Genomic DNA, 20,946 nt, shown 5'->3' with positions numbered 1-20,946 from the left:
TCCTAATTGCCAGCTGTGACCGTAATAGCCGTAATCACGTAAGTATCCCCTACTGGTTTTAGAGTATAGGTCTTGTCCTTGCTACTCTGGCTATCTTTTCGGCTGGTCACATAGTGTACAGTATATTCTTCATGGGTTTTCACGATTATCATTCCGTTCTCTTCGGTAACGCTGAGAACGTTGAAAACACCTGGTGTATAGTAGTCGATTTCAGCCTTCTTGACTCCTCCACCTGTTGTCCACTCCACCATTTCCTTGTAGGCGTCACTTGAAGTGTCATAGTACTTGGAGTAGGTGTTGGATCTACTTGAGACAGATGAGAAGACATCTGTGCGGTAGTCTTGAAGGAAGGAGGTTACAGAGGTCTTTTTCTCTTCAGCCTTCTTAGCTTCTTCTTCCTTAGCTTTACGTGCTGTCTCAGCATCTTTCAATCGTTTAATCACATCTTTAGAAAGTTTCAAAGTGATGACTTCATCATCATCTGAAGTTTCTCCAATAGTGACTTTTGACTTTTCAGTTGTATAGCTCTCACCATTCAAGTTAAAGACAGCGTGAACTTCTATTTCTTGATGGGCCACTACATCAACTTCAAATAAGGTGCTTGTGCCGACTTCCTTACCATTAACTGCAACCTTGATATCCGTTGGATTGCTGACTTCTTCTGGGAATTCAACCTCAAGAAGACGTTTCTCCGAATTAAAAGTCAAGTTCAGCTTATTTTTAGAGGCTTGAGCCGGATCTAACTTCACACCACTAGAGATTTTTCCAACTTCGGTCTTCCCATCTAGTTGCATGTCTCGTGAAGCAAAGTGAACTTTTCCAAGCTTGGTCGTTTGGTTCTTCTTGAGCACTGTCGACTCTTTTTCGCTGGTCTTAAGCTTGGCATCATCTAGATTCGTAGTTGCTGTGACTTCAAGTGGATAAGTCGTAATGCGGTATTCTTGAAAAATACCAAATTTCTTATTCGCTTTCTCAATTCCAATCAGCAGATTCTGTTTTTTATCCTTGACAATACCTGTTTTCGAAGACTGGGCGATATGATCTAATTCGTAAATGACATCGATCTTCTGAGAAGTCATATAGTCTAGTAAGCTTTGAGCTTCTTCCTTGGTCCACTTATCCTTTTCACTAGAAAGAATGCTAGCTACTTCTCGATAATCCTTATGTTCAATAGCCGTAACCAATTTATCTACTGTAACCTGTGGGCCGGTTGTTGACGAGAAGTAATAACCTAGACCAGACAAAATCAAGACCAATAAAGCAAGTAGACTAAAGAGAAAGACTTTCTTTTTCTTATCCTTTTTCTTGCCTTTCTTAACAGAGTCCTCTTGTTCGAGTGCATTTCCTGTCACTATTGTTTCAACTGGCTGGGGCAGGATTTCTGGTTCCTCTGATGAGCTTGTCACTGGGGCCAAGACATGTGTTGTTTGATTGTCCTCTTCCAACTCAACTGAAGGAGCAGGTACTTCAACGATTTCAAAATTCTGACTTCGTGCAGCTTCAATCTCTTCAGAAACTGGTGATCGTCCATAAAGAGTAACGAAGCGCTCTTCCCAAGCCTGTTGGAGAGGATTTACAACCTCTTCTACCGGTTCCTGGTTTCCTAGTCCTGTAGGTTCCGTTGGTACCTGATCAATCGCCACTCCTGCAATCGATTTGATTGCCTTAAAATCAAAGCCAGTCTCTCTTCCTGCAATAAATTCTTCAGCAGTCGGTTTACGACCGATTACTTTTTCAAATAATTCTACCCATTTCTTTTGCATGAATCTTTTCTCCCTCACTATAAAATAGGGAAAGTGGATCTCCCACCTTCCATTTCATGGTATATCTAGAATCTAAAGTTTGAGAAACTTGGAGTATTTGGAATAAAACCTGCAGCTACTTGTTCTAAAATACGAGCATTCACATAAAGGACAAAGATTGCAATGAGAAAAACGATTATAGATGATGCCACCAAAAGCAAAAATCTGTCAGCTTTTAAGCTTGATTTGTTCAAACCTATGTGAACTACATAGCAAGTCCCAACAAAGAATAATAAGAAAATGAGGTAGTTTACTAATCCATAAAATTCATAAACTTTAATAAGTCCTGTTAAGAAAGCAAGCAGAGCAAGTGGTAAATTGTAGACGGATAAGCGTCCAAACTCTTCAAATGAGCGACCATAACTATATTCCTTGTCTTGAAGAACCACGCGACGGACAAAGAATCCTGTTACTTGGAAAGCATAAATAGTAAAGAACATTGAAATCAATGTTAACATAAAGGCACGGAAGTCCATTCCATATCCGCCTGTAAAACCAATAGCTGTGAAAAAAGTTGCCAAGGTCAAGACAAATGCTGTCAAGACATATTGCAAAATTCCATTGAGAGCTTTTGTATTATACTCTGCTGATGGACGTTTCAAGGCTGAAAGGAACCAATTCCAATAACCACCAACAGCTATACCAAATTGACTTGGTTGTGCATAATAGGCTTGACCTGGTTGAGGTTGACCTGGATAAGGTGCTTGTTGGAATCCTTGACCTGGAGCTTGACCTGGAGCTGGTTGACCAAATCCTGGTTGCGGCTGTTGTTGAGGCGCTTGTTGGAAGCCATTTGGTTGAGCACCAAAGGCTGGCGCTTCTGGCGCAGCATTGAACTGTGGCGCTTCTTGTACTGGTGCTTCAGGCGCAGCAGTATATTGTGGCGCTTCTTGCACTGGTGCTTCTGGGGCAGCAGCAAATTGTGGCGCTTCTCGCACTGGTGCTTCTGGGGCAGCAGCGAATTGTGGTGCTTCTTGCACTGGCGCTTCTGGGGCAGCACTAAATTGTGGCGCCTCTTGAACTGGCGCTTCTGGTGCAGCATTGAACTGTGGTGCTTCTTGTAGTGGCGCTTCTGGGGCAGTAGCGAATTGTGGTACTTCTGGAGCTGGTGCTTCTGGGGCAGCAGCAAATTGTGGTGCCTCTTGCACTGGTGCTTCTGGGGCAGCAGCGAATTGTGGTACTTCTGGAGCTGGTGCTTCTGGGGCAGCAACAAAGCCAGCGTTTGCTTGCTCTGGAGATACTGGAGCCCCTACAAATTGTGAAGCCTCTTGCGCTGCTTGTTCTTCTTGGAACTCACCCGCAGCCAATGCTTGAGCAATCTCAGTTTCAGTTGCTGAACGACCGTTCACAGCTTCAAAGTAATCAAGCCAATCCTGTTTGATCATAAAATAATCTCCTTATAAAACAAAATACAGATATATTATATAAAAATTTCCACTAGAATTCAATGTTCTACCGGAATCCACAAGCTGCGATCTCCCAACTAGTCAAATGCATCCATGCCACCTTGGACGTTGGTCACGTCATAGCCCTCTTCTGCCAAAAATTGGCAGGCACGGGCCGAGCGTCGACCAGACTTGCAGATGACATAATAGGCTTGGTCTTTGTTCAGCTCTGAATAGCGTTCTGCCAACACTGATAAGGGAAGTAAGGTCACTCCATCCAGATGGAGGGCATCATATTCCTCCTGCTCACGGACATCGAGGACTTGGATTTCTCCTGCCTGGTACTTTGCTACAAAGTCATTAAATGGAATTTCTTTCATGATTTCTCCTTTTTGATGCCACTATGGCAAGGTTAGTATTTCATAGTTAAAGTCAATGGATTCTAAAAAGTGGAACAGGTCTTGGGTTTTGATAAAAACCGTCTTTTCATTCGTGTTCGGATGGAAGGTCATGATTTCCTCCGACACAATGGCCTGATCAAAATAGACGAGAATATCTTTTTCTGCATTATTTAACAAGCCAAAGGGAGATACTGTCCCAGCTGGTAACTGCATTTTTTCTGCCAGAGATTCAGCTGAAGCCATACGGATCCGATTGGCTCCCACTTGCTCTTTGAAATCCTCCATATCCAAGGGTTTCTGGTCATCCATGATGAGCAGATAGTACTGGGTTTTCTTCTTGTTGGTCAAAAACATGGACTTGGTCCGGACCCCTTCTAGACCTTCAATATAGGAATCGGCCTGCTCAGTCGTGAAGGCAGGTGGGTGTTCCACCACATCAAATTCAATCCCGAGTTCGTCCAATTTGGCTTTGACTTTTTGATATGCATTCATGGCAATACCTCCTATTGTGGTTATCACTCATTATTCTTTTTGTACTCTCTTAAAATCTGCTGGACTCTAGCCTGGAGAGCTGGCACCACTTCTGCCTCAAACCAGGGATTCTTGGCCATCCAGATCTGGTTGCGGGGCGAAGGGTGGACCAGAGGGAAATAATCTGGCAGATAGTCCTTGTACCGACGCACCCGCTCTGTCACCTTGCCACTGACCTTCTCATGGAGATAGTAAGCTTGGGCGTACTGGCCGATCAAGAGAGTCAAGTCAATATCTGGACACTCCTTGAGGAGTTGAGGGTGCCACTTTTCCGCAAAGCCCTTGCGAGGTGGCAGGTCCCCTGACTTACCATGCCCTGGAAAATAAAAGTCCATGGGAATGACCGCAAATAGACCCGAATGATAGAAGGTTTCTTCATCGACTCCTAACCACTCCCTTAGACGGTCTCCACTCTTGTCCTTCCAATAGAGGCCTGCTTCTTGGGTCTTGAGACCAGGAGCCTGACCAATAATATTGATCCGAGCAGTCTTTGGCGCCGCAAATAGGGGCTCGATCCCTTTATCCGTATAGTCTTTGTTTTGTGGATCGGCCATGATGGCCTCTTTGATCCGCTCCAGTTGCTCCATTTCTCCTCCTCTAAGCAAAAACTCAGCCAGCAAGTGCCGACTGAGTAGCGTCTTATTTGATGAGTTCGTAGATGGCTTCTGCGTAGATTGCAGCTGCACGGTAGAGATCTTCTACATCCGCAAATTCATTGGCTTGGTGCATGGTGTTCACATAGTCTGGGAACATAGCACCGAAAGCAACCCCACGTTTCAATAGACGACCAAAGGTTCCGCCACCGATTACTTGCTCATGACCTTTCAGTCCGGTTTGTTTTTCATAGACACGCAAAAGCGTTGAGACCAATTCATCTTCCATTGGAACATAGTGAGGGGTGTGGCCGTGAGCAGACAAACTAACGGACGCCACTCCTTCTACTTTTTCAAGTCCAGCTTTGATGGTTTCTGGATCTGTTCCTTTAGGGTAACGAATGTTCAAGGCAATAGTGTTATCTGAGCTGTTTTCGTCGAAGTTGAAGACACCCGCATTCATGCTGAGAGCCCCCATCTTTTCATCCACATGGGCAATGCCAAGTTTCTCACCAGCAAAGTCTTCATGAAGAAGAGAAGCTGACACCTGCAAGTAAGCTTTGGCATCTCCACCGAAGTCAAATTGGTTCAAGAAGAGAGCCAAGTAAGTTGCTCCATTGATTCCAGCTTCTGGAGTAGAGCCGTGGGCAGATTTCCCGATAATGGTGACTTTAAATTTACCGTCTTCCTCTGTTGCCACCTCATAACGAAGTTGGTGTTCATTGGCAAAGGCCTCCAAGAGACCAGCTATATCTGGTAATTGGCCAGAAACGACTGCTGTCGCTGATTCTGGTACCATATTTTCACGAAGGCCACCGGTGAAGCTATGAAGATGCGCTTGACCTGTGTTTTGACCACCGAAGTGAAGGTACTCAGTAATGTTTCCTTTTTCCCCGTTGATGATGGGGAACTCCGCATCTGGTGAGAAGCCAAAGTCTGGATCAGGAAGGCCGACATGTTTGAAATAGTAGTCCATATCGCCCCAACCAGACTCTTCATCTGTACCAACCACAAAGCGCACGCGCTTAGAAACTGGTAATCCCAGATCCTTGATGATCTTCAAGCCGTAGTAACAAGCTACTGTAGGCCCCTTGTCATCTGATGAACCACGCGCATAGAGTTTGCCATCGATAATCTCAGGTTTGTAAGGATCTGTATTCCAGCCACTACCTGCAGGCACCACGTCCATGTGAGCAAAGATTCCGAGCTCTTCTTCCCCTTGTCCAAAGGTGAAGTGTCCAGCATAGTTGTCCACATTGGTTGTTTCGTAGCCATCACGCTCAGCAATTTCCAAGAATTTCTCAAGGGCTTTGACGGGTCCAGGTCCGTAAGGGTGAGTCGCATCCGCCTGGCTGTCATCTCGTTCTGAGTTGATTTCCAAGAGGCTGAAAAGGTCAGCCATCATTTCTTCGCGACGTTTTTCTACTTCTGCTTTAAAGTCAATTGTTGTCATGCATTCCTCCGTTATTTCGATTTAAATTGAATTCTCTAAAATCCCTTCAGCTACTGTCTATCAGCCTGCCAAAGGATTCTAGAAAACCGGACTTGTATCGTACGAGACGAGGACCATCCGGTTCTTTCTGTTGTAATTAGCGTTTTTCGATGATTTCGTCTACTGGCAAGCGGTAGCTAGGTTCTACCTTCTCCGCTGCGTAACCAACCGTGATCAAGAGTTCTGGACGGAAACGCTCTTCGATTTCCAAGACTTCGTTGACTTTTGATTTGTCAAAGCCAAGGATGATGTTTGAGCCAATCCCTTGGTCCGTCAAGGCCAATACTAGGTTCATTGCGACCAATCCAGCATTCAATGCCAAGTAATCGCTAATCTGTTGTTCATTGTAGCGAGCATATTCTGCAGGTAGGTTTTGCATGAAGTATTGCAACTGCTCCTCTGTGAAGTTCTGGACCCCACCGACACGCGCAATCTTCCGAGCCCGACGTTGCAAATCGGTATCCGTAAAGAGAGCGATGGTCACAGGTGCTTCCATGACTTGGTCATAGTTCCCACCATAGGCTAGTTTAGCCAATTCCGCATTTTTCTGACGAACGACCACGAATTTCCATGGTTGGCTATTGTGCGCACTTGGTGCCAAGGTCGCAATTTCAATAGCTGTCCGCACATCCTTTGGATCGACCGGCTGGTCTGTGAAATGCTTGATCGCATGACGTTTTTTGTTGAGTTCTAGGAATTTCATAGTCAACTTCCTTTTCTAATTCTATTACCTCTATTTTAACACAAAATGAAAGAGCTTGCAGAGTTTTTTCATTGAGGACCCTGTTTCCTTTTCAACTAGGCTACTCGCCCTTCTATGGACTCAGATTATTCCGACGCAGGACTTTCTTTTTCAAAGAACTGGCCACTAGAGTCTTGGATTTTGTTGATGATATCGTCGTAGTGAGAATCTCTTTCTTCTTCATAGAGATTGTTGATTTCTTGATAGTTCAACGAATTTTCAACCTTTGGTTCCGGCTTGCGACTGAGGAAATCAAGAGTCCCCAGAAGAACCAAGATCAGAATCACCAAAGAGGTCCACCCAGTTTCCTTCTTAGGTAGGCGAACTCCCTTGGTCGAAAGAGATTTCCAACTAGGGTTTTGAGGCAAGAGCTCATAGATTCTCTTTTGAGTCGGAAAGAGGGTCAACAATGCATACAAGGTCAGAAAGAGAAATGAAAAACTATGGACAGAAATCCAACTATACTTAATTTTCATCTTAAAGGCATTATAGCCAGCTCCCCCCATATACACTTCTAGGGCGAAGACGGCGATCATCAAAAGACAGAAAATCAGGAATTGGACTTTCCATAGTTTTCTCAACCCTAAATACTCTTTTTTGAGCAATTCTTCTTTGTTTTTGGCTTGGTCTACTTCTACTGGAGCTTGTCTGCTTGGTTTTACTTCACTATTGCTTTCAGTTGACCCTACTTTCTTTTCAACTGGTTCTACCTGTCTAGCAAAATAGGCCTCCGCTTCTCTGATGACTTTGCTAAGGTTTTCCTCCACCAACAGATAAGGAAAACCATTGATCATCCAATTGTCTTTCTTATCTGGTTTATCTGGCTTCATAACACGAAGAGCAAAGTGTCGTCCAACCAAGCTAATTGAAAATATCGCATCATAATATTCAGATCGAACTGAAAAATCAATGCCATAAAAACAATTAGACTTAACCAGTTTGTTCGCTTCCATAAAAGAAATATCCTTTGTAAACGTCGATCGGATTATCTCTTGTGCTTGGGAAACTTTTTCTTCAACGGTAGCAGAATCAAGGGGGAGTGTTAAAGCAGAAAACGTATCGGTGGAAGTATTCCCTTCTAGACTATCTTTAAACCAATCCAAGAAAGAAGTCATATTGGATACGGTTAGATCAATAGACTGATGGATCGGAAATGCTTGGTCCTCTATACTAGAAGGCATGGGGTCTATCTCTTCAAGGACAAACTGCTGACCCGCTATCTCAAAGCTAAAAAAAGCTGGATAATGAGGCAACAAACAAGTAAAGACAACCCTAAAGGGTTCATTCTTTTCGAAGGGTCTTTTCCAGGAGTCTATTTTTGCTATTCCCTCAAAGGTAGATTCTATCATTCTTTTAAGGAGGAAACGCTTTTTTAAGAGATTATCAGGAGTCAGTGTTTCAGAAAACATAAGGCCAGGTTGATCCAGATAAGCTTTGATCTTTCCAAAGCTATCCCTAAAACGATCTCGATCATACAAAAACTCCATTCCGAATCTTTCAGGCCCCCAAAGGAGTGATACATCGTTACCTTCAACCAACATATTTATTGTTGTCTTATATTCTTCAAGATGAATCTCAAGAATAAAAGTCGGACCATAAGCACTCCGGGCTGTCGTTTCTATGTCTACAATTTCGAAATGCTCACCAAAAACATGTTGAAGGACTTGTCGGATATCATTTACCACAAGCTCTCTATGCTGATCAACAGTTAATCCCATTTCTTTATTACTTACCCCTTATGCGTTTTTATAGACTCAAGGAAAGCATTAGCCTCCTTTAGATAGTCGTGTTGTTCAATCAAAGAAGTTAGAAGCTCGATGTTATGACCCCGATAGTTATCCTCGCGTCTCAGTTCTTCGTACATCTCAATAAAAGGAAGGCCATTGTCCTTAGCATCTTGGAGCTCTGCTTCATAGTCATAGGCCACCTTCCGAAAGTGCAGGTTGGTCACCCCATCTTCTTCGACATCGATCAGAGCATACTGGGCTCTGTGGTTTTGAATTGGTTCCCAGTCGAAATAAGGCATGCCAATAGTCCCCGGATTGAGGATCTGTTGGCCCTGGCTGCCGTAGCGAAGCAACTGCTTGTGGACATGCCCGTAGATCGCCATATCCGTCTGATCATCCAGCAATTGGTCAAAGTTCTCCGTCGCATTTGCTGGACGCAAGTCTCCACCGTAATTCTTTTCTGGCAAGTTGTGGCTTAGTGAAAAGCGAATACCATTGACCTCCTTCTTCTCTACCAAAGGAAGGGATCGAATCCAATCGATTCGCTTAGGATCTAGTCCTTCCATGAGGTACTGAGTGAGGCGAAGAAGTTGAATCTCCTGCGGATCCTCAAGTCCGTACTCGCCATCCAAAGCCTCTAGGATACAATCGTCCCAATTTCCACGAACAGCCGCTGTAATCGGAATCGCATCCAGCAAGTCAAAAAGGTCATCTCTTCCAGGTCCCGGTAGCAAAATGTCCCCTAAAAGCCAGTATTCCGTCGCGCCTAGAGCACGCGCATCCGCAATCACTGCCTCCAGGGCTGTTGTATCTCCGTGAATATCAGATAAAATAGCGATTCGATGTTTCATAACTACTCCTTTATGGATTGAAAAATTTGTGTGCCTTAAGTATAACAAAAACGAGTGCAAAAAGTGAAAACCATCCATTTGAATTGGATGGTTCATCTTATGTTTAATGAATAGACTTACGAAATCGGAAAAATTTCTTCATCGCAATCGTTTAAAATTGAATGGATTTCTCCATCATTAACAATAACTAGGTAATCAGTCGGTAAGACCAACACTTTTATAAGTTTTGGATTCCATTTCAATAGTTCAAAAGCGTGAATGCAAACAAAGTCTTCATTATCTTGCCTTTGATAGCCCATAAACCAACCTGAGTCTTTCAGGCTTTGAGTATTTTGTCGTTGCAGATAGGCATGTTCATCCTCAAAGACACCTTTGGCAATTAGAATTTTATCGTCAAATCGAATTTCTGAGGGATTTATCTGCAATTCTTTAGTGAGACTAGCCTGTTCGGACTGAATCCAAAGTGCTACCGTTAAATCCTCTGTAAAATCTTTAAAAGGATTGGCTTCATAATCAATGGAGACAAGTCTAAACTGCTGTTTTTCTACTTCTATCAGCTTATAGATACTAAACCCAACCTGAAACAAAAGCTCATTTTTAAGGTCACTTTTAGATGCCAGTATAGTTGTGATTTTTAACCACTCTTGGAAAAGACCCTCAGAGAATTTCCCATAAAAAATAAAACCGTTACTTTCAATTTTTGTATCAAGAAGTTCCATTTATTTTTCCCCTAAAAATAAAACCCTTTACTGTAAATCTTTTACCGGCTCCGCCACTTCCATCAAGGAACTTGCTTCTTCCTGCTTTCCTTGATGGAGCTTGGCTTGCACCGCCTCCGCTACTGCTCGTGGGATACCAACCGTGACGATGTCATCCACAGTAGCTTCTTTGATCTTGGTCAGTGACTTGAAGTGCTTCATCAGCAACTGCTTGCGTTTTGGTCCCAAACCTTCGATGCCGTCCAGCTGGGAGGAGAAGGAATTCTTGGATCGGAGCTGGCGGTGGAAGGTGATGGCGAAACGGTGGACTTCATCCTGGATCCGTTGGAGGAGGAAAAATTCCTGCGAGGTCCGAGAGAGTTCGATGACTTGGAGAGGATCGCCGAAGAGCAATTCATGGGTCTGGTGCTTGTCATTCTTTTGCAGGCCTGCGATGGGAATATCCAGCCCTAACTCGTCTTGGATCACTTGCTTAGCAATATTGACCTGGCCCTGACCCCCATCGATGACGATCAGATCTGGTGGCGTCAGGCCATCCCGCATAACCCGGCTATAGCGTCTGCGAATGACCTCCCGCATGCTGGCATAGTCATCTGGACCCACGACAGTCTTAATCTTGTACTTACGATAGTCCTTTTTGCTTGGCTTCCCATTGATAAAGACCACCATGGCTGAGACCGGACTGGTCCCCATGATGTTAGAGTTGTCAAAAGACTCGATGCGCACAGGGGTTGGAATTTGCAGGAGTTTTCCAAGGTTTTCAATAGCACCTTGGGTCTTTTCCATGGATTTTTCAAGGAGATTGAACTTCTGCTCCAGGCTGACCCGCGCATTCTTAATAGCCAGATTGACCAACTGCTTCTTCTCCCCACGCTGGGGCTTGAGGACCTTGGTATCCACAAGGGCCTTGACCGCTTCCTCATCGATGTCTTGAGGGATCAGGATTTCATTGGGGATCAGGTGAGATTTCTCCTGGTAAAACTGCCCCACATAGGTCAAGAAATCCTCGTCTGGATCATTGTAGTAAGGGAAAAGGTTGACGTCGCGCTCGATCAGCTTACCCTGACGGACAAAGAAGACCTGCACACACATCCAGCCCTTGTCCACGTAGTAGCCAAATACATCCCGATTCTGCAAATCCTTAGCCATGACTCGCTGTTTGGTCCGTAGTGTCCCAATGGCTTGGATCAGATCGCGATACTCGGCTGCCCGCTCGAATTCCATGTTTTGCGCAGCGGTAGTCATCTTGAGCTTGAGCTCATCGATAATCTTGTCATCCTGCCCCTTGAGGAAATCAGAGACTTCCTGAGCCATGCCCTTGAAATAGGCCTCGTCCTTGTGGCAGACTGTGTGGGCCATACATTGCCCTAAATGGTAGTAAAAGCAGACCTTGGAAGGCGGATTGGTACACTTGCGGAATGGGAAAATCCGATCCAAAAGTCGCTTGATCTCATTGGCCGCTCCCACATCTGGATAGGGACCAAAATAGAGACCGCCATCCTTTTTGACCTGGCGAGTGATGATAAGACGCGGATAGCGCTCATTGGTAATCTTGATGAAGGGATAGGACTTGTCATCCTTGAGCATGATATTGTACTTGGGCTTGTTCTCCTTGATGAGGTTAATCTCAAGAAGCAAGGCCTCAATATTGGACTCGGTAACGATAAACTCAAAATCCACAATCTCAGATACCAGGGCTTCCGTCTTGGTATCGTGGCTCCCTCTAAAATAGGACCGCACCCGATTGCGAAGATTCTTGGCCTTCCCCACATAAATGATGGTACCGTTCTTGTCTTTGTGAATGTAACAGCCCGGACTCGTCGGCAAGAGCTCGAGCTTGGATTTAATCAAGTTATTCATACTCTCTATTATAGCAAAAAAGGGAGGTCTAGCACTTAGCCAACCTCTCTAGAATCTACTAAATTAATTGATTTTTAACGAAATAAGATCTGAAAAATGACCGATCCAAATTGAACTTGTATTCTTCATTCTTCTTATAAAACCTTATAGCACCCTTTGGAATAACCGCAAGGGATGTAGCCTGCTTGATAAAGTTCATACATATCATTGTAGTAGGCAGAATCAACAGTCGGACACTCTACTTTTATCGTAAGGTATACTGCTAAACCTAAAATATCAAATTCTATTGTTGTTAACATAGATTCAGCCAGTTTCCCTGAAGAAACTAAATGATTCAACTTCTTTTTAATAGCAGGTATTACAAGTTCATCAGCAGAGTCAATTAATTGATTCCAATGCGAATAAATTTCATCTTCAAATTTAAATAAATATGAAGTGAAATCTCCTCGCTTATCTAAACAATAATTCTCCCACTTCAAACTATTTATACTCTTTTCAGCATCTTTTACAGTTTTTAACTGAATGATTGGTAGATTTGTTGCTCTTTCCTCTTTCAAAAAGTCTAGATTTTTTAATGCATTTATCACATCGGCATGGATCTTCATTTTTATCCCCCTTCGATCAACTTATCTTTCAAATTTAGGATTATTTTTCTTGTACTAGAAGGTCATACGGAAAGTACTCCAACTCCTTCAAGCGTTCATCATAGATTCCTTTGATCTTACAGGTTGCTGCAGTGTCGAAACTCCAGTAGCCATCACAACCTCTATTATCATACTTATGTTTTTCATACCAAGGGGCATCTGAATGGCTATAGTACCAGAAAACTTGGGCCTTGGCGACACTCTCATAAGTATCTTCAATCATATTTTGATACTCTAAACTCGAGTGAAAAGGAACGACTATATCATGGAATAAATAAGTCATATAATACTCAATCAAGCCATCTGTATGGTCCATCTGCGCATAGATATCTTTCAAATCTTCCAAAAACTCTTCCTTGCGCTCGCTATAAAGGACTCCTAAGGCAAAAACATCAACCGCACGATAAAAGGGAACTCCTTCTGAAGCAATGAGCTTCAAATTAGAAAGAATCCCTTGATAATAAGGAAAAATCTCCTCTTTCGAAGATCCTATAGAATAGGAAAGCTTCACCAGTTCTTCATGATCCAAAACCAAATCTTGGTAAAGGAGCAACAAATACTTCCCCGCAATTTCATCCGTCATCTCTATATCTTCTCTTAAACGTTTTTGTACACGATTCAATCGTCCTTCAAAATACGCCTGATCTTTGTGTTTATCTCTTTACATGCGGTAACTCCTGACTTTACTCAACATCACTGCTAATCTAACATCTCTGATAGTTTCTCTAGTATCTTTTCTCTATTCTTTTCCTTATCAACTGATAAGTAGTTTTTAAAGTTATCTAAGGACTGGATTTTATTGCCAATAATAGTTTGCAATTGTTCACTGAAAAATTCTTCTTGTTCAGCATCGATCTCTTCCAATAAGGCAGGTTTATAGTCTTTCCCCTCACACTCATAAGCTAACGAGGCTATGAAAGCACCTGCTTCAAAAATACAGTTCCACCTTGCTTCAAATTTTGGATCATCTTCTTGCATATAAACAAAAGCCCCTCCAAATTCAGTTCCATCATCAAGAAGGGAGTAGATGTAATCTGCAGACAATTCATGATTCTCTGCCCATTTCCAGCATACTTCGAGAAGCTCTTCAATCTTGTTATAAAACTGACTTTCCTGCATTGATTTGGATAACCATGTAGCTATTCCTAACTTAAATAATGCTTTATTATATTTATCCATAAGTACGAATTTCTTTCAACCTTGCTCTTAGTTCTCTATCAAATCAATGAATTCCGAAAATGTTTTTGCTAAAAAATAAGCGTTATTCTCATCGCTCGAGGCTTCTAATTGATACGTATCGTCGTAATAATATAAACCTTCATTATCATCACCACTTTGCCAAAATAGTAGAAATCCATGCTGAATAGTATCACCAATAATAATGGAATGGTCAAAAATATCGTTACGATATTCTTCTGTCCACTGCTCTATATCAGCATTTTTAATTCCTGTATTTATTCCAAACATAGTATCAATATTTATAGCTTCACCTATTTGATTAATCTTAATCGAATTTTCAAATTTATAGGATAAATTCCTTCCGCCGTTTTGTGTAGCTAAAAATTCTTTATAGTCAACTGGAAGTTGGATAGCAAATCGTTTTTCTAAAAGTTTGATATCTTCATCTTCCGCATGCCCAAATGGGTCTATAGTTAATACCATTTCATCAACCTCCGATATAATCCCTCCTTGCTTGAGGTTCTCAGCCATGTTTAGATGTCCGTGCTAAGAATGACCTTGTTAACGTAAAGAAAAAAGAGAGGACATATTCGATAAAAACTAGGAGAAAAACTAGCTTTCCTATTTGTCTTGGACTAGAAGGTCATAAGGGAAGTACTCCAACTCCTTCAAGCGTTCATCATAGATTCCTTTGATTTTACAAGTCGCAGCGGTGTCGAAACTCCAGTAACCTTTATAGGTATCTTTGGTATGATTGTTATACCATGGGGCATCAGAATGGCTATAATACCAGAAACCTTGGGCCTTGGCGACACTCTCATAAGTATCTTCTATCATATTTTGATACTCTAGTATGGAATGGAAAGGAACGACCATATCATGGAATAGATAGGTCATGTAGTACTCAATCAAGCCATCTGTATGATCCATCTGCACATAGATAGCCTTTAAATCATCTAGAAACTCTTCCTTACGGTCACTATAGAGGACTCCCAAAGCAAATACATCAACTGCACGATAAAAGGGAACTCCCTCTGAAGCAACTTCTTTTAAGTTGGAGAGAATCTCTTGATAATAAGGAAAAAGCTCCTGAACATCCTTCCCAAGAGAGTAGCCAACCTTAAATAAATTTTCAGAATCAATGACTCTAAATTGGAAATGGTTCAAAAGATTCTCTGGTTTAACCTTTTCAAATCGCTCTAAAGCTTCCTGTTGACATTTAGAATACCATTCAAATAACTCTTGAAAATGTTCCTCTGTTTGAATTTTATCTCTTAACATGTATTAACTCCTTTTTTTACTTAACATCTCTGATCGTTTCTCTAATATCTTTTCTTTGTTTTGTCCTTATCAACTGATAAGGAATTTTTTAAGCCACTTAGAGATTGGATTTTATTTCCAATAATAGTTCGCAACTGCTCATTGAAGAATTCTTCTTGTTCAGCATCGATCTCTTCCAAATATGCAAGTTTGTAGTTTTTTCTCTTACACCCATAAATGGAAGCAAAAATTTCATTACTTTGATTCTAATTAATGGTCATTAACCACTATACAGATTAAAAAAGATTCTCAATTAGACTAGAAAAACTAGAACAAACAAAGGTTGATTCTTTAAAATCATCATAGTTCTTCTCATGATCCCAAAAAACGATGTTTGTATCAGCTGAATAATCAAAACATAATAAGTTGCCAAAACCATCTTCAGCAAATGGAATCAGTTGATCACCTATTCGATTTTGTAAATCTTCAAGAACTTCATATATATTATCGGTTTCATTTTCATCTAGGCTTAGTAAATTGTTGAAAATTTCCACCTTTTCATCTACCTTAAAATGATTAGGATGAGGATAACCACCATCATATTTTAAAACAAACTGCTTATAATCATCAGGTAGAGTAATCTGTAATCTATCTTCCATACGTTCTATTGTATCTATGGAAATTGCTTTATAATTCAACCACTTCATATGCTTACTTCATTTCTTTTTGAAAATATCAAATCCACTCATTCAGAAAAATCTTCGAAATTAGAAATATTTATAATAAAAAGTATCATTCTCTGACAATTTTTCTAAAAATTCTTCGAGATTCTTAGAAATTTCTACATCATAATAATAGATTTTATCCCTGTTCCCTGAACTAAAACCAATTGAGAGTAGAGTGGATTCATTGGCCTCAAAAAAGACCAGTTTATCTTCTGCAAATTCATCATATATTTCAATATCAGGATAAAACTCAAAATCGTTTTGTTTAAATCTAAAGTCTAATACAGACTCTGGATCCATGATGCGATTGATGTTTTCCACTTTACTTCCAATAAAACCATAGCCAATCTCTAAGTAAAAGTCTCTCAAAAATTGCGGAAACATAATTCCTAACTTTGATTCACTGTTTTTGATTTGATCTTTAGAGAGTGGATAGAACTGATGAGATGGATTTGATTTTATATTGTCAAACATCTATTGAATCCTCCTATGGTATGGTTGATCTTAAAGTCACTATAGGTAAGGATATCCCCTTTTTCGATTAAAACTGGGTAAGAGCCCCAATCCTCTTAATTTTCTTGGACTAGAAGGTCATACGGGAAGTTTTCCAACCCCTTCAAGCGTTTTTCCTACATGTTTAACTTTGGTTTTGATATTCTTCCATTTTTTTAAAAAGTTGGAGTAAATCATTATTTTCAGGCTCTTCTCCTAAATATTTATACTTAAAAAAAGACAACCTTTGATTCGAGGTAAAGGGACTAGCAAACCAATCAGTATAATCAAATCCAACCTTTAATTGTTTCCGAGATATTACCATTAAAACCATTGCATACCATTTAGGTTGATTATTATCTTCTAAAACCTTTAAAATATTTCTAGAAATACTCATTAATTGATTAAAGGTGTCCATATATTCAGCAAATGGAATGTTATAAATTGCTGGTATATCATGTGAGAAAATATAATTTTCAGGATTTTCTTTCGTATTAAAATAAAATAAAACTTCTCCGTCCCCTTCCTTTAACTCAACATTAAAGTATAGATCATTCCAAGTTACTGGAATAATACGATTTACATGATTTACTATATCATTAAACAGTTGATTTAATTGATTTTCAAACATGTAATAACTCCTTTTCTATGGGCGGATAACGCTCTTTTTCTTTCTATCAATATAGCATCGCTAAAAATTCTGTAAAGTTATTAGCTACAAACTCTATAGCTGGTTCCAGCTCGTAGGATTCCTCGTGGTACCAGATACACATGCTTGGATTTTCGGGATCCTCTGTATAATTTAGACAAACAAAATCACCACCGAACAATGCTGCTATGGGGATTAGTTGCATTCCGACATAATCTTCATCAAAGACAATGCGACCTTCCAATTGTGTACTTACAACTCCGATATCATAAGCCTCTTCTGCCTTCTCACCTGAAATAGCTAGTATAGCTAAAAATCGATCGATTACTTTCTCATTATTCCCAAAATGAAAATACCGTTTTGACGGAATCAATCCATTCTCATTCTTTATAAATTCCTTATAATCATCAGGCAGTCGAACTTTCCACGCAACTTCTCTTTCCTGTAATAGCGCATCAGTGGGCAGGGGGTAGATAATTGATTGATCTTGTTGAGCCATATCGTTTTCTCCTACAGTTGCTTGCCTTTTACTTCCTCAAACCATTTTTCAAACTCTAGACTTGGAAGCAACTCTTCATCCTTGTCATAACGCCCTTCATAGCTATAGCGACTATCAAGGCTGTTTTTCTGAGCATCATAAATCAACCACATTTCAGTTGGATGCTCGCGATTATATTCTTGGCAAACATCAAGCATTGATTTTACATCCTTGACACCTTCTTTCAACAAGAGAGATTGTAAACTGGTATCAATGTGTGATTTTGTAGGTAAAAAATCATTTACTAAGTGTTTGTGTACAATATTTCCCTTAATCTCATAAAAGAGATTAAAACTATACAAACTGTCCGCTATCGCATAGATATATACTTTTTCTGCTTGGTTTTGGACATATTCCAGCGCTAACGAAATCATGCTAGCCTGAACTTCCATAAATTTATCTTCAAATGTCATGATTCTCCTCAATCTCTTCTTTCACTTCATTGTACCATTGTTCAAAAATATCATCTGCTGTTAAAACATCGGAATTGGAGAATTGGAGAAATGAAGATGATATGAAAATTTCCCTGAAGCTTTTTGATGTTTATGGTCATATATAATTTTCAATTGAGTTGGTACCTCTCTATTGTTATCAGAGAAAGCTTCACAAAGTTTTATATAATCATTTAAGGCAATATCCACTAATTGAGATTGTCTATTAATAGAAGTGTCTACTTGAAATGCTTTCAATTGATGTTTTTTATAGTATAATTCACCGATTTTGAAAAAAACATTAAAGTAAAAACTATTAATTTCACATGAAGCAAGTATATACACTTTATCAGCTTTATAATCAGAGTATTCTAATGCGATAGATATCATATCTTCTTGTAGCTTTGCTATTTTATCTTCAAAACTCATTATTCCCCTCAAGCTCTCTCTTCACTTCGTTGTACCATTGTTCAAAAATATTGCCCGAGGTTAGCGTATCTGAATTAGAATAGAATAAATCATAGGAATACTTTCCCTTTACTTTATTCTGTTTATGATCATAAATCAATTTTATCTGTGTAGGCATTGGCTGGTTATACTTCTCACAAATTTTCTTTAACTCTTTAACGTCGTCGGTTCCTATTTTTAAGACATGGAAAATTAGATTATTTAACTCATCAAAGTTATTCCCTGGCAATGAACGCATAGTAAAAATTTTATTCTCAGAAATATAAAATATGTTAAAACTGTATGAATTATTCTCATTAGAACCATAAATGTAAACAGTATCGACCTTTTGCCCAACTCCTTCCACATATTCTAATGCCAACTGAATCATATCTGTTTGTTTGGCTGAGAATTCATCTTCAAATGTCATGATTTCCCTCAATCTCTTTCTTCACTTCGTTGTACCATTCCATAAAAATATCGTAATCTGTTAATGTGTCTGAGTTTGAATGAAATAAATCATAGGAATACTGAGCCTCAGCTTTTTTATTCACATTATCATAGACTAATTTCAGTTGAGTTGGGGCTTGTTTTTTATCCTCTTGGAATAATGTTATCAATCGTTAAAAATCCGTTATTCCAATGTCTAAATATTGAAACATTCTATCAGTCGTTAAATCCTCTATACCCAGCTCATCTAGCTTATTGATCGTATATACCTTCCTATCCTTAGCAAAAAAGCTGTTAAAAGATAAGGAATTATTCTCGTAAGAACCGTAAATATAGGCAGTATCAATTTTATCTTCTGCTAGTTCAAGAGCTAAACTAATCATATCTGTTTGAATTTCTGATAATTTATCTTCAAAGTTTTTCATAGCAACAATCCTATTCTCTCTATTTCTTTTAAGGCCTCTTCCTTCGAGGGCAATTGACCACGCGCAAGGAAGTCTTTGACATCCTGTACGTGCTCATAAAAATTACTATTGATTTCTTTTAAATTCTCAATAAAAATCTCTATCAAAGAATCGTTGATATTTTCCAAAAGAGACGGTAGCTCTTTCTTATTATCATATGAATAAGCTGCTTTTGCAGTGGTAGCTAGTGCATAAGTCATATTATCCCAGGATGCTACATGCGCCTCATTGTCATCTAATTGCATATAGATAAAAAGTCCACCAAATTCCGAACCATCATCTAATAGAGCATAGAGCTCATCTCCACTTTTATCTCTCTTCTCCAAAAAACTCCAACACGCATCCAGGGCTGTCCGAATATGAGACTTATAGGGCGAGCTCAACTGATGAGCAATAGCTTCAGAAAAAGTAAGCATCAAATAGCTATCAAACATATTCTCTCCTTGTCTAGTACTATCTGGACGAGTTAATTTTAGAACGTCCTATCGTCAATTTAAGACTACTGAATCATTGTTTTAACTTGAATTCTTGAAGCAAATCACCAAAGTAATTGTCAATCAGGGGATCTTTCAACACCTGTTCAAGGTCTAATGCGGATAGTTGCTGCACTAATTGATTGTTTTCAGCTAGCAGTTGTCGGTAACACGAAACATAAGCTTCTATCGTTTCCACATCCACACTTTCAATTGTTTGGGGTAGGTACTTTTCTCCAGAATGCTGATACGAATGATAGCAAACCAAGACAAAATAATTGGCAATACAGCTCCATACAAGAGGATTGGTCTCCTTATCCAGCTCCATAAATGTCAAGATATCCTTTTCGTCCACATTCTCCAAACGACTGTATAAAAGATCTGGACAAATCTTATTGTCCTGGTCAAGCGATTGATTAGCAAGCTTCAAGGAATCCATAACAAAGTCCTTGTATTCTTTATGATTGATTAAATCGACTAGATTAAAAGTCAATTCTTGAAGGAAGTATAATAAACTATCATTACATTACATTTCATTTGTTTTTCCTTTTATATTACTACCTTGCAATAAAAAAACTAGGCCTCTTTATAGCTTACAGTTCCGATAAATCTTGTATTTTCTGTTACTATTTTATTGCCACTAGAATCATAATTGTAAAGCAAAATGATGGTGTTGCTTGGAGGAAGAATCGTTTTGATTCCTTCCTCTTTTAAATTTCGAAGAATAGTCTGTTCATAGGATACACCTTTCAACATCTGTTCGAGGTTTGAGTGATTCCTATCATCAACCTGAGCTTCTAGCCAATCGTCATCAATATCATCCAAATCAATGCCATTCTCTATTAAGAATTGAGACGGAACTGCCTCTCCATCCTCATCATAGCGTATCTGCAAATAATGGTCTAATTGAGATTGATCAGCAAAATTTCCAATCCAAATGGACACTGTATTTTCCGTTTCCATACATTTCCTTTTCTATCAAAAAACATATCTTTCAGATTTATATTTTTTCCACTACTCTAAGGTTTTAACTAGTCTCTTACATGTCCCAAATCGGCGAAGAGCATTTTACGCCCCGTCGGCTATCAAAC

At 39.9% G+C, this 20,946-nt stretch carries 27 protein-coding genes; all 27 read right to left on the bottom strand.

Annotated features, from left to right (window positions below; genetic code table 11):
- Nucleotides 1-2: 2 nt before the first annotated feature.
- Complete coding sequence (locus tag H8S88_RS05555) at nucleotides 3-1,763, bottom strand: TcaA second domain-containing protein (RefSeq protein WP_236128115.1); 1,761 nt, start codon at nucleotides 1,761-1,763, stop codon at nucleotides 3-5.
- A 65-nt stretch (nucleotides 1,764-1,828) separates the two neighbouring features.
- Nucleotides 1,829-3,187, bottom strand: a complete 1,359-nt coding sequence (locus H8S88_RS05550) for a DUF6574 domain-containing protein (protein ID WP_236128114.1) — start codon at nucleotides 3,185-3,187, stop codon at nucleotides 1,829-1,831.
- Between the two features lie 98 nt (nucleotides 3,188-3,285).
- The gene (locus H8S88_RS05545; RefSeq protein WP_048689056.1) at nucleotides 3,286-3,567 is read right to left on the bottom strand and encodes a rhodanese-like domain-containing protein; all 282 of its coding nucleotides are present in this window, start codon (nucleotides 3,565-3,567) and stop codon (nucleotides 3,286-3,288) included.
- Between the two features lie 21 nt (nucleotides 3,568-3,588).
- A complete protein-coding gene (locus tag H8S88_RS05540; RefSeq protein WP_048689058.1) occupies nucleotides 3,589-4,080 on the bottom strand; it encodes a prolyl-tRNA synthetase associated domain-containing protein in 492 nt (163 codons plus the stop codon).
- Nucleotides 4,081-4,103: 23 nt separating this feature from the next.
- On the bottom strand, nucleotides 4,104-4,706 hold the full coding sequence (locus tag H8S88_RS05535) for a uracil-DNA glycosylase family protein (RefSeq protein WP_048689061.1): 603 nt from the start codon (nucleotides 4,704-4,706) through the stop codon (nucleotides 4,104-4,106).
- A 52-nt stretch (nucleotides 4,707-4,758) separates the two neighbouring features.
- Complete coding sequence (gene pepV / locus H8S88_RS05530; RefSeq protein ID WP_236128113.1) at nucleotides 4,759-6,165, bottom strand: dipeptidase PepV; 1,407 nt, start codon at nucleotides 6,163-6,165, stop codon at nucleotides 4,759-4,761.
- Nucleotides 6,166-6,301: 136 nt separating this feature from the next.
- Entirely contained in the window at nucleotides 6,302-6,907 is a 606-nt protein-coding gene (locus H8S88_RS05525; RefSeq protein ID WP_048788949.1) for a nitroreductase family protein, read from the bottom strand.
- 125 nt (nucleotides 6,908-7,032) lie between these two features.
- Nucleotides 7,033-8,127 (bottom strand): hypothetical protein, encoded by a 1,095-nt coding sequence (locus H8S88_RS05520; protein WP_236128112.1) that lies wholly within the window; start codon nucleotides 8,125-8,127, stop codon nucleotides 7,033-7,035.
- 548 nt (nucleotides 8,128-8,675) lie between these two features.
- Complete coding sequence (locus tag H8S88_RS05515) at nucleotides 8,676-9,524, bottom strand: metallophosphoesterase family protein (protein WP_236128111.1); 849 nt, start codon at nucleotides 9,522-9,524, stop codon at nucleotides 8,676-8,678.
- A gap of 116 nt (nucleotides 9,525-9,640) precedes the next feature.
- Nucleotides 9,641-10,243, bottom strand: a complete 603-nt coding sequence (locus tag H8S88_RS05510; protein ID WP_236128110.1) for an immunity protein Imm33 domain-containing protein — start codon at nucleotides 10,241-10,243, stop codon at nucleotides 9,641-9,643.
- Nucleotides 10,244-10,270: 27 nt separating this feature from the next.
- A complete protein-coding gene (gene uvrC / locus H8S88_RS05505; protein WP_236128109.1) occupies nucleotides 10,271-12,103 on the bottom strand; it encodes an excinuclease ABC subunit UvrC in 1,833 nt (610 codons plus the stop codon).
- Nucleotides 12,104-12,237: 134 nt separating this feature from the next.
- Nucleotides 12,238-12,708, bottom strand: a complete 471-nt coding sequence (locus tag H8S88_RS05500; protein ID WP_236128108.1) for a hypothetical protein — start codon at nucleotides 12,706-12,708, stop codon at nucleotides 12,238-12,240.
- 40 nt (nucleotides 12,709-12,748) lie between these two features.
- Entirely contained in the window at nucleotides 12,749-13,369 is a 621-nt protein-coding gene (locus H8S88_RS05495; protein WP_236128107.1) for a PoNe immunity protein domain-containing protein, read from the bottom strand.
- A gap of 77 nt (nucleotides 13,370-13,446) precedes the next feature.
- Nucleotides 13,447-13,926 carry an Imm6 family immunity protein gene (locus tag H8S88_RS05490; RefSeq protein ID WP_236128106.1) on the bottom strand — a complete coding sequence of 160 codons (480 nt, stop codon included), beginning with the start codon at nucleotides 13,924-13,926 and terminating at the stop codon, nucleotides 13,447-13,449.
- A gap of 27 nt (nucleotides 13,927-13,953) precedes the next feature.
- On the bottom strand, nucleotides 13,954-14,457 hold the full coding sequence (locus tag H8S88_RS05485) for an SMI1/KNR4 family protein (RefSeq protein ID WP_236128105.1): 504 nt from the start codon (nucleotides 14,455-14,457) through the stop codon (nucleotides 13,954-13,956).
- Nucleotides 14,458-14,547: 90 nt separating this feature from the next.
- Nucleotides 14,548-15,207 carry a PoNe immunity protein domain-containing protein gene (locus H8S88_RS05480; RefSeq protein ID WP_236128104.1) on the bottom strand — a complete coding sequence of 220 codons (660 nt, stop codon included), beginning with the start codon at nucleotides 15,205-15,207 and terminating at the stop codon, nucleotides 14,548-14,550.
- 275 nt (nucleotides 15,208-15,482) lie between these two features.
- Nucleotides 15,483-15,893 carry an SMI1/KNR4 family protein gene (locus H8S88_RS05475; RefSeq protein WP_236128103.1) on the bottom strand — a complete coding sequence of 137 codons (411 nt, stop codon included), beginning with the start codon at nucleotides 15,891-15,893 and terminating at the stop codon, nucleotides 15,483-15,485.
- 60 nt (nucleotides 15,894-15,953) lie between these two features.
- A complete protein-coding gene (locus H8S88_RS05470; protein WP_236128102.1) occupies nucleotides 15,954-16,385 on the bottom strand; it encodes an SMI1/KNR4 family protein in 432 nt (143 codons plus the stop codon).
- A 163-nt stretch (nucleotides 16,386-16,548) separates the two neighbouring features.
- The gene (locus H8S88_RS05465) at nucleotides 16,549-17,034 is read right to left on the bottom strand and encodes an immunity protein YezG family protein (RefSeq protein WP_236128101.1); all 486 of its coding nucleotides are present in this window, start codon (nucleotides 17,032-17,034) and stop codon (nucleotides 16,549-16,551) included.
- A 46-nt stretch (nucleotides 17,035-17,080) separates the two neighbouring features.
- Nucleotides 17,081-17,551, bottom strand: a complete 471-nt coding sequence (locus H8S88_RS05460) for an SMI1/KNR4 family protein (RefSeq protein ID WP_236128100.1) — start codon at nucleotides 17,549-17,551, stop codon at nucleotides 17,081-17,083.
- Between the two features lie 11 nt (nucleotides 17,552-17,562).
- Nucleotides 17,563-18,003, bottom strand: coding sequence for a hypothetical protein (locus H8S88_RS05455; protein WP_268927078.1), 441 nt, complete (start codon nucleotides 18,001-18,003; stop codon nucleotides 17,563-17,565).
- A gap of 60 nt (nucleotides 18,004-18,063) precedes the next feature.
- A complete protein-coding gene (locus H8S88_RS05450; RefSeq protein WP_236128099.1) occupies nucleotides 18,064-18,450 on the bottom strand; it encodes a hypothetical protein in 387 nt (128 codons plus the stop codon).
- Nucleotides 18,440-18,898, bottom strand: a complete 459-nt coding sequence (locus H8S88_RS05445) for a hypothetical protein (RefSeq protein ID WP_236128098.1) — start codon at nucleotides 18,896-18,898, stop codon at nucleotides 18,440-18,442. The genes H8S88_RS05450 and H8S88_RS05445 overlap by 11 nt, the downstream gene beginning before the upstream one ends.
- A 193-nt stretch (nucleotides 18,899-19,091) precedes the next feature.
- Nucleotides 19,092-19,343 (bottom strand): hypothetical protein, encoded by a 252-nt coding sequence (locus H8S88_RS05440; protein ID WP_236128097.1) that lies wholly within the window; start codon nucleotides 19,341-19,343, stop codon nucleotides 19,092-19,094.
- On the bottom strand, nucleotides 19,340-19,816 hold the full coding sequence (locus tag H8S88_RS05435) for an Imm6 family immunity protein (RefSeq protein ID WP_236128096.1): 477 nt from the start codon (nucleotides 19,814-19,816) through the stop codon (nucleotides 19,340-19,342). Before H8S88_RS05435 ends, H8S88_RS05440 begins: the two co-directional genes overlap by 4 nt.
- Nucleotides 19,817-19,889: 73 nt before the next feature.
- Nucleotides 19,890-20,348, bottom strand: a complete 459-nt coding sequence (locus H8S88_RS05430; RefSeq protein WP_268927077.1) for an Imm6 family immunity protein — start codon at nucleotides 20,346-20,348, stop codon at nucleotides 19,890-19,892.
- Nucleotides 20,349-20,431: 83 nt separating this feature from the next.
- Nucleotides 20,432-20,818 (bottom strand): immunity 22 family protein, encoded by a 387-nt coding sequence (locus tag H8S88_RS05425; protein ID WP_236128094.1) that lies wholly within the window; start codon nucleotides 20,816-20,818, stop codon nucleotides 20,432-20,434.
- Nucleotides 20,819-20,946 lie beyond the last annotated feature (128 nt).

The organism is Streptococcus sp. GS001 (assembly GCF_021595565.1).
In the GTDB taxonomy this organism is placed as follows: Bacteria; Bacillota; Bacilli; order Lactobacillales; family Streptococcaceae; genus Streptococcus; species Streptococcus xiaochunlingii.
Note: the sequence above shows the minus strand (reverse complement) of the source record. Positions and strands in the feature narration are given on the sequence as shown.

Coding starts and splice junctions, on each gene's coding strand:
- H8S88_RS05490 (WP_236128106.1), bottom strand. CDS start 13,926: ATGGATAAATATAATAAAGCATTATTTAAGTTAGGAATAGCTACATGG.
- H8S88_RS05515 (WP_236128111.1), bottom strand. CDS start 9,524: ATGAAACATCGAATCGCTATTTTATCTGATATTCACGGAGATACAACA.
- H8S88_RS05450 (WP_236128099.1), bottom strand. CDS start 18,450: ATGAGTTTTGAAGATAAAATAGCAAAGCTACAAGAAGATATGATATCT.
- H8S88_RS05455 (WP_268927078.1), bottom strand. CDS start 18,003: ATGACATTTGAAGATAAATTTATGGAAGTTCAGGCTAGCATGATTTCG.
- H8S88_RS05470 (WP_236128102.1), bottom strand. CDS start 16,385: ATGTTTGACAATATAAAATCAAATCCATCTCATCAGTTCTATCCACTC.
- H8S88_RS05520 (WP_236128112.1), bottom strand. CDS start 8,127: ATGCCTTCTAGTATAGAGGACCAAGCATTTCCGATCCATCAGTCTATT.
- H8S88_RS05555 (WP_236128115.1), bottom strand. CDS start 1,763: ATGCAAAAGAAATGGGTAGAATTATTTGAAAAAGTAATCGGTCGTAAA.
- H8S88_RS05550 (WP_236128114.1), bottom strand. CDS start 3,187: ATGATCAAACAGGATTGGCTTGATTACTTTGAAGCTGTGAACGGTCGT.
- H8S88_RS05425 (WP_236128094.1), bottom strand. CDS start 20,818: ATGGAAACGGAAAATACAGTGTCCATTTGGATTGGAAATTTTGCTGAT.
- H8S88_RS05460 (WP_236128100.1), bottom strand. CDS start 17,551: ATGGCTCAACAAGATCAATCAATTATCTACCCCCTGCCCACTGATGCG.
- H8S88_RS05435 (WP_236128096.1), bottom strand. CDS start 19,816: ATGTTTGATAGCTATTTGATGCTTACTTTTTCTGAAGCTATTGCTCAT.
- H8S88_RS05445 (WP_236128098.1), bottom strand. CDS start 18,898: ATGACATTTGAAGATGAATTCTCAGCCAAACAAACAGATATGATTCAG.
- H8S88_RS05500 (WP_236128108.1), bottom strand. CDS start 12,708: ATGAAGATCCATGCCGATGTGATAAATGCATTAAAAAATCTAGACTTT.
- H8S88_RS05535 (WP_048689061.1), bottom strand. CDS start 4,706: ATGGAGCAACTGGAGCGGATCAAAGAGGCCATCATGGCCGATCCACAA.
- H8S88_RS05440 (WP_236128097.1), bottom strand. CDS start 19,343: ATGAAAAACTTTGAAGATAAATTATCAGAAATTCAAACAGATATGATT.
- H8S88_RS05475 (WP_236128103.1), bottom strand. CDS start 15,893: ATGAAGTGGTTGAATTATAAAGCAATTTCCATAGATACAATAGAACGT.
- H8S88_RS05540 (WP_048689058.1), bottom strand. CDS start 4,080: ATGAATGCATATCAAAAAGTCAAAGCCAAATTGGACGAACTCGGGATT.
- H8S88_RS05465 (WP_236128101.1), bottom strand. CDS start 17,034: ATGTTTGAAAATCAATTAAATCAACTGTTTAATGATATAGTAAATCAT.
- H8S88_RS05525 (WP_048788949.1), bottom strand. CDS start 6,907: ATGAAATTCCTAGAACTCAACAAAAAACGTCATGCGATCAAGCATTTC.
- H8S88_RS05485 (WP_236128105.1), bottom strand. CDS start 14,457: ATGGCTGAGAACCTCAAGCAAGGAGGGATTATATCGGAGGTTGATGAA.
- H8S88_RS05510 (WP_236128110.1), bottom strand. CDS start 10,243: ATGGAACTTCTTGATACAAAAATTGAAAGTAACGGTTTTATTTTTTAT.
- H8S88_RS05480 (WP_236128104.1), bottom strand. CDS start 15,207: ATGTTAAGAGATAAAATTCAAACAGAGGAACATTTTCAAGAGTTATTT.
- pepV (WP_236128113.1), bottom strand. CDS start 6,165: ATGACAACAATTGACTTTAAAGCAGAAGTAGAAAAACGTCGCGAAGAA.
- H8S88_RS05545 (WP_048689056.1), bottom strand. CDS start 3,567: ATGAAAGAAATTCCATTTAATGACTTTGTAGCAAAGTACCAGGCAGGA.
- uvrC (WP_236128109.1), bottom strand. CDS start 12,103: ATGAATAACTTGATTAAATCCAAGCTCGAGCTCTTGCCGACGAGTCCG.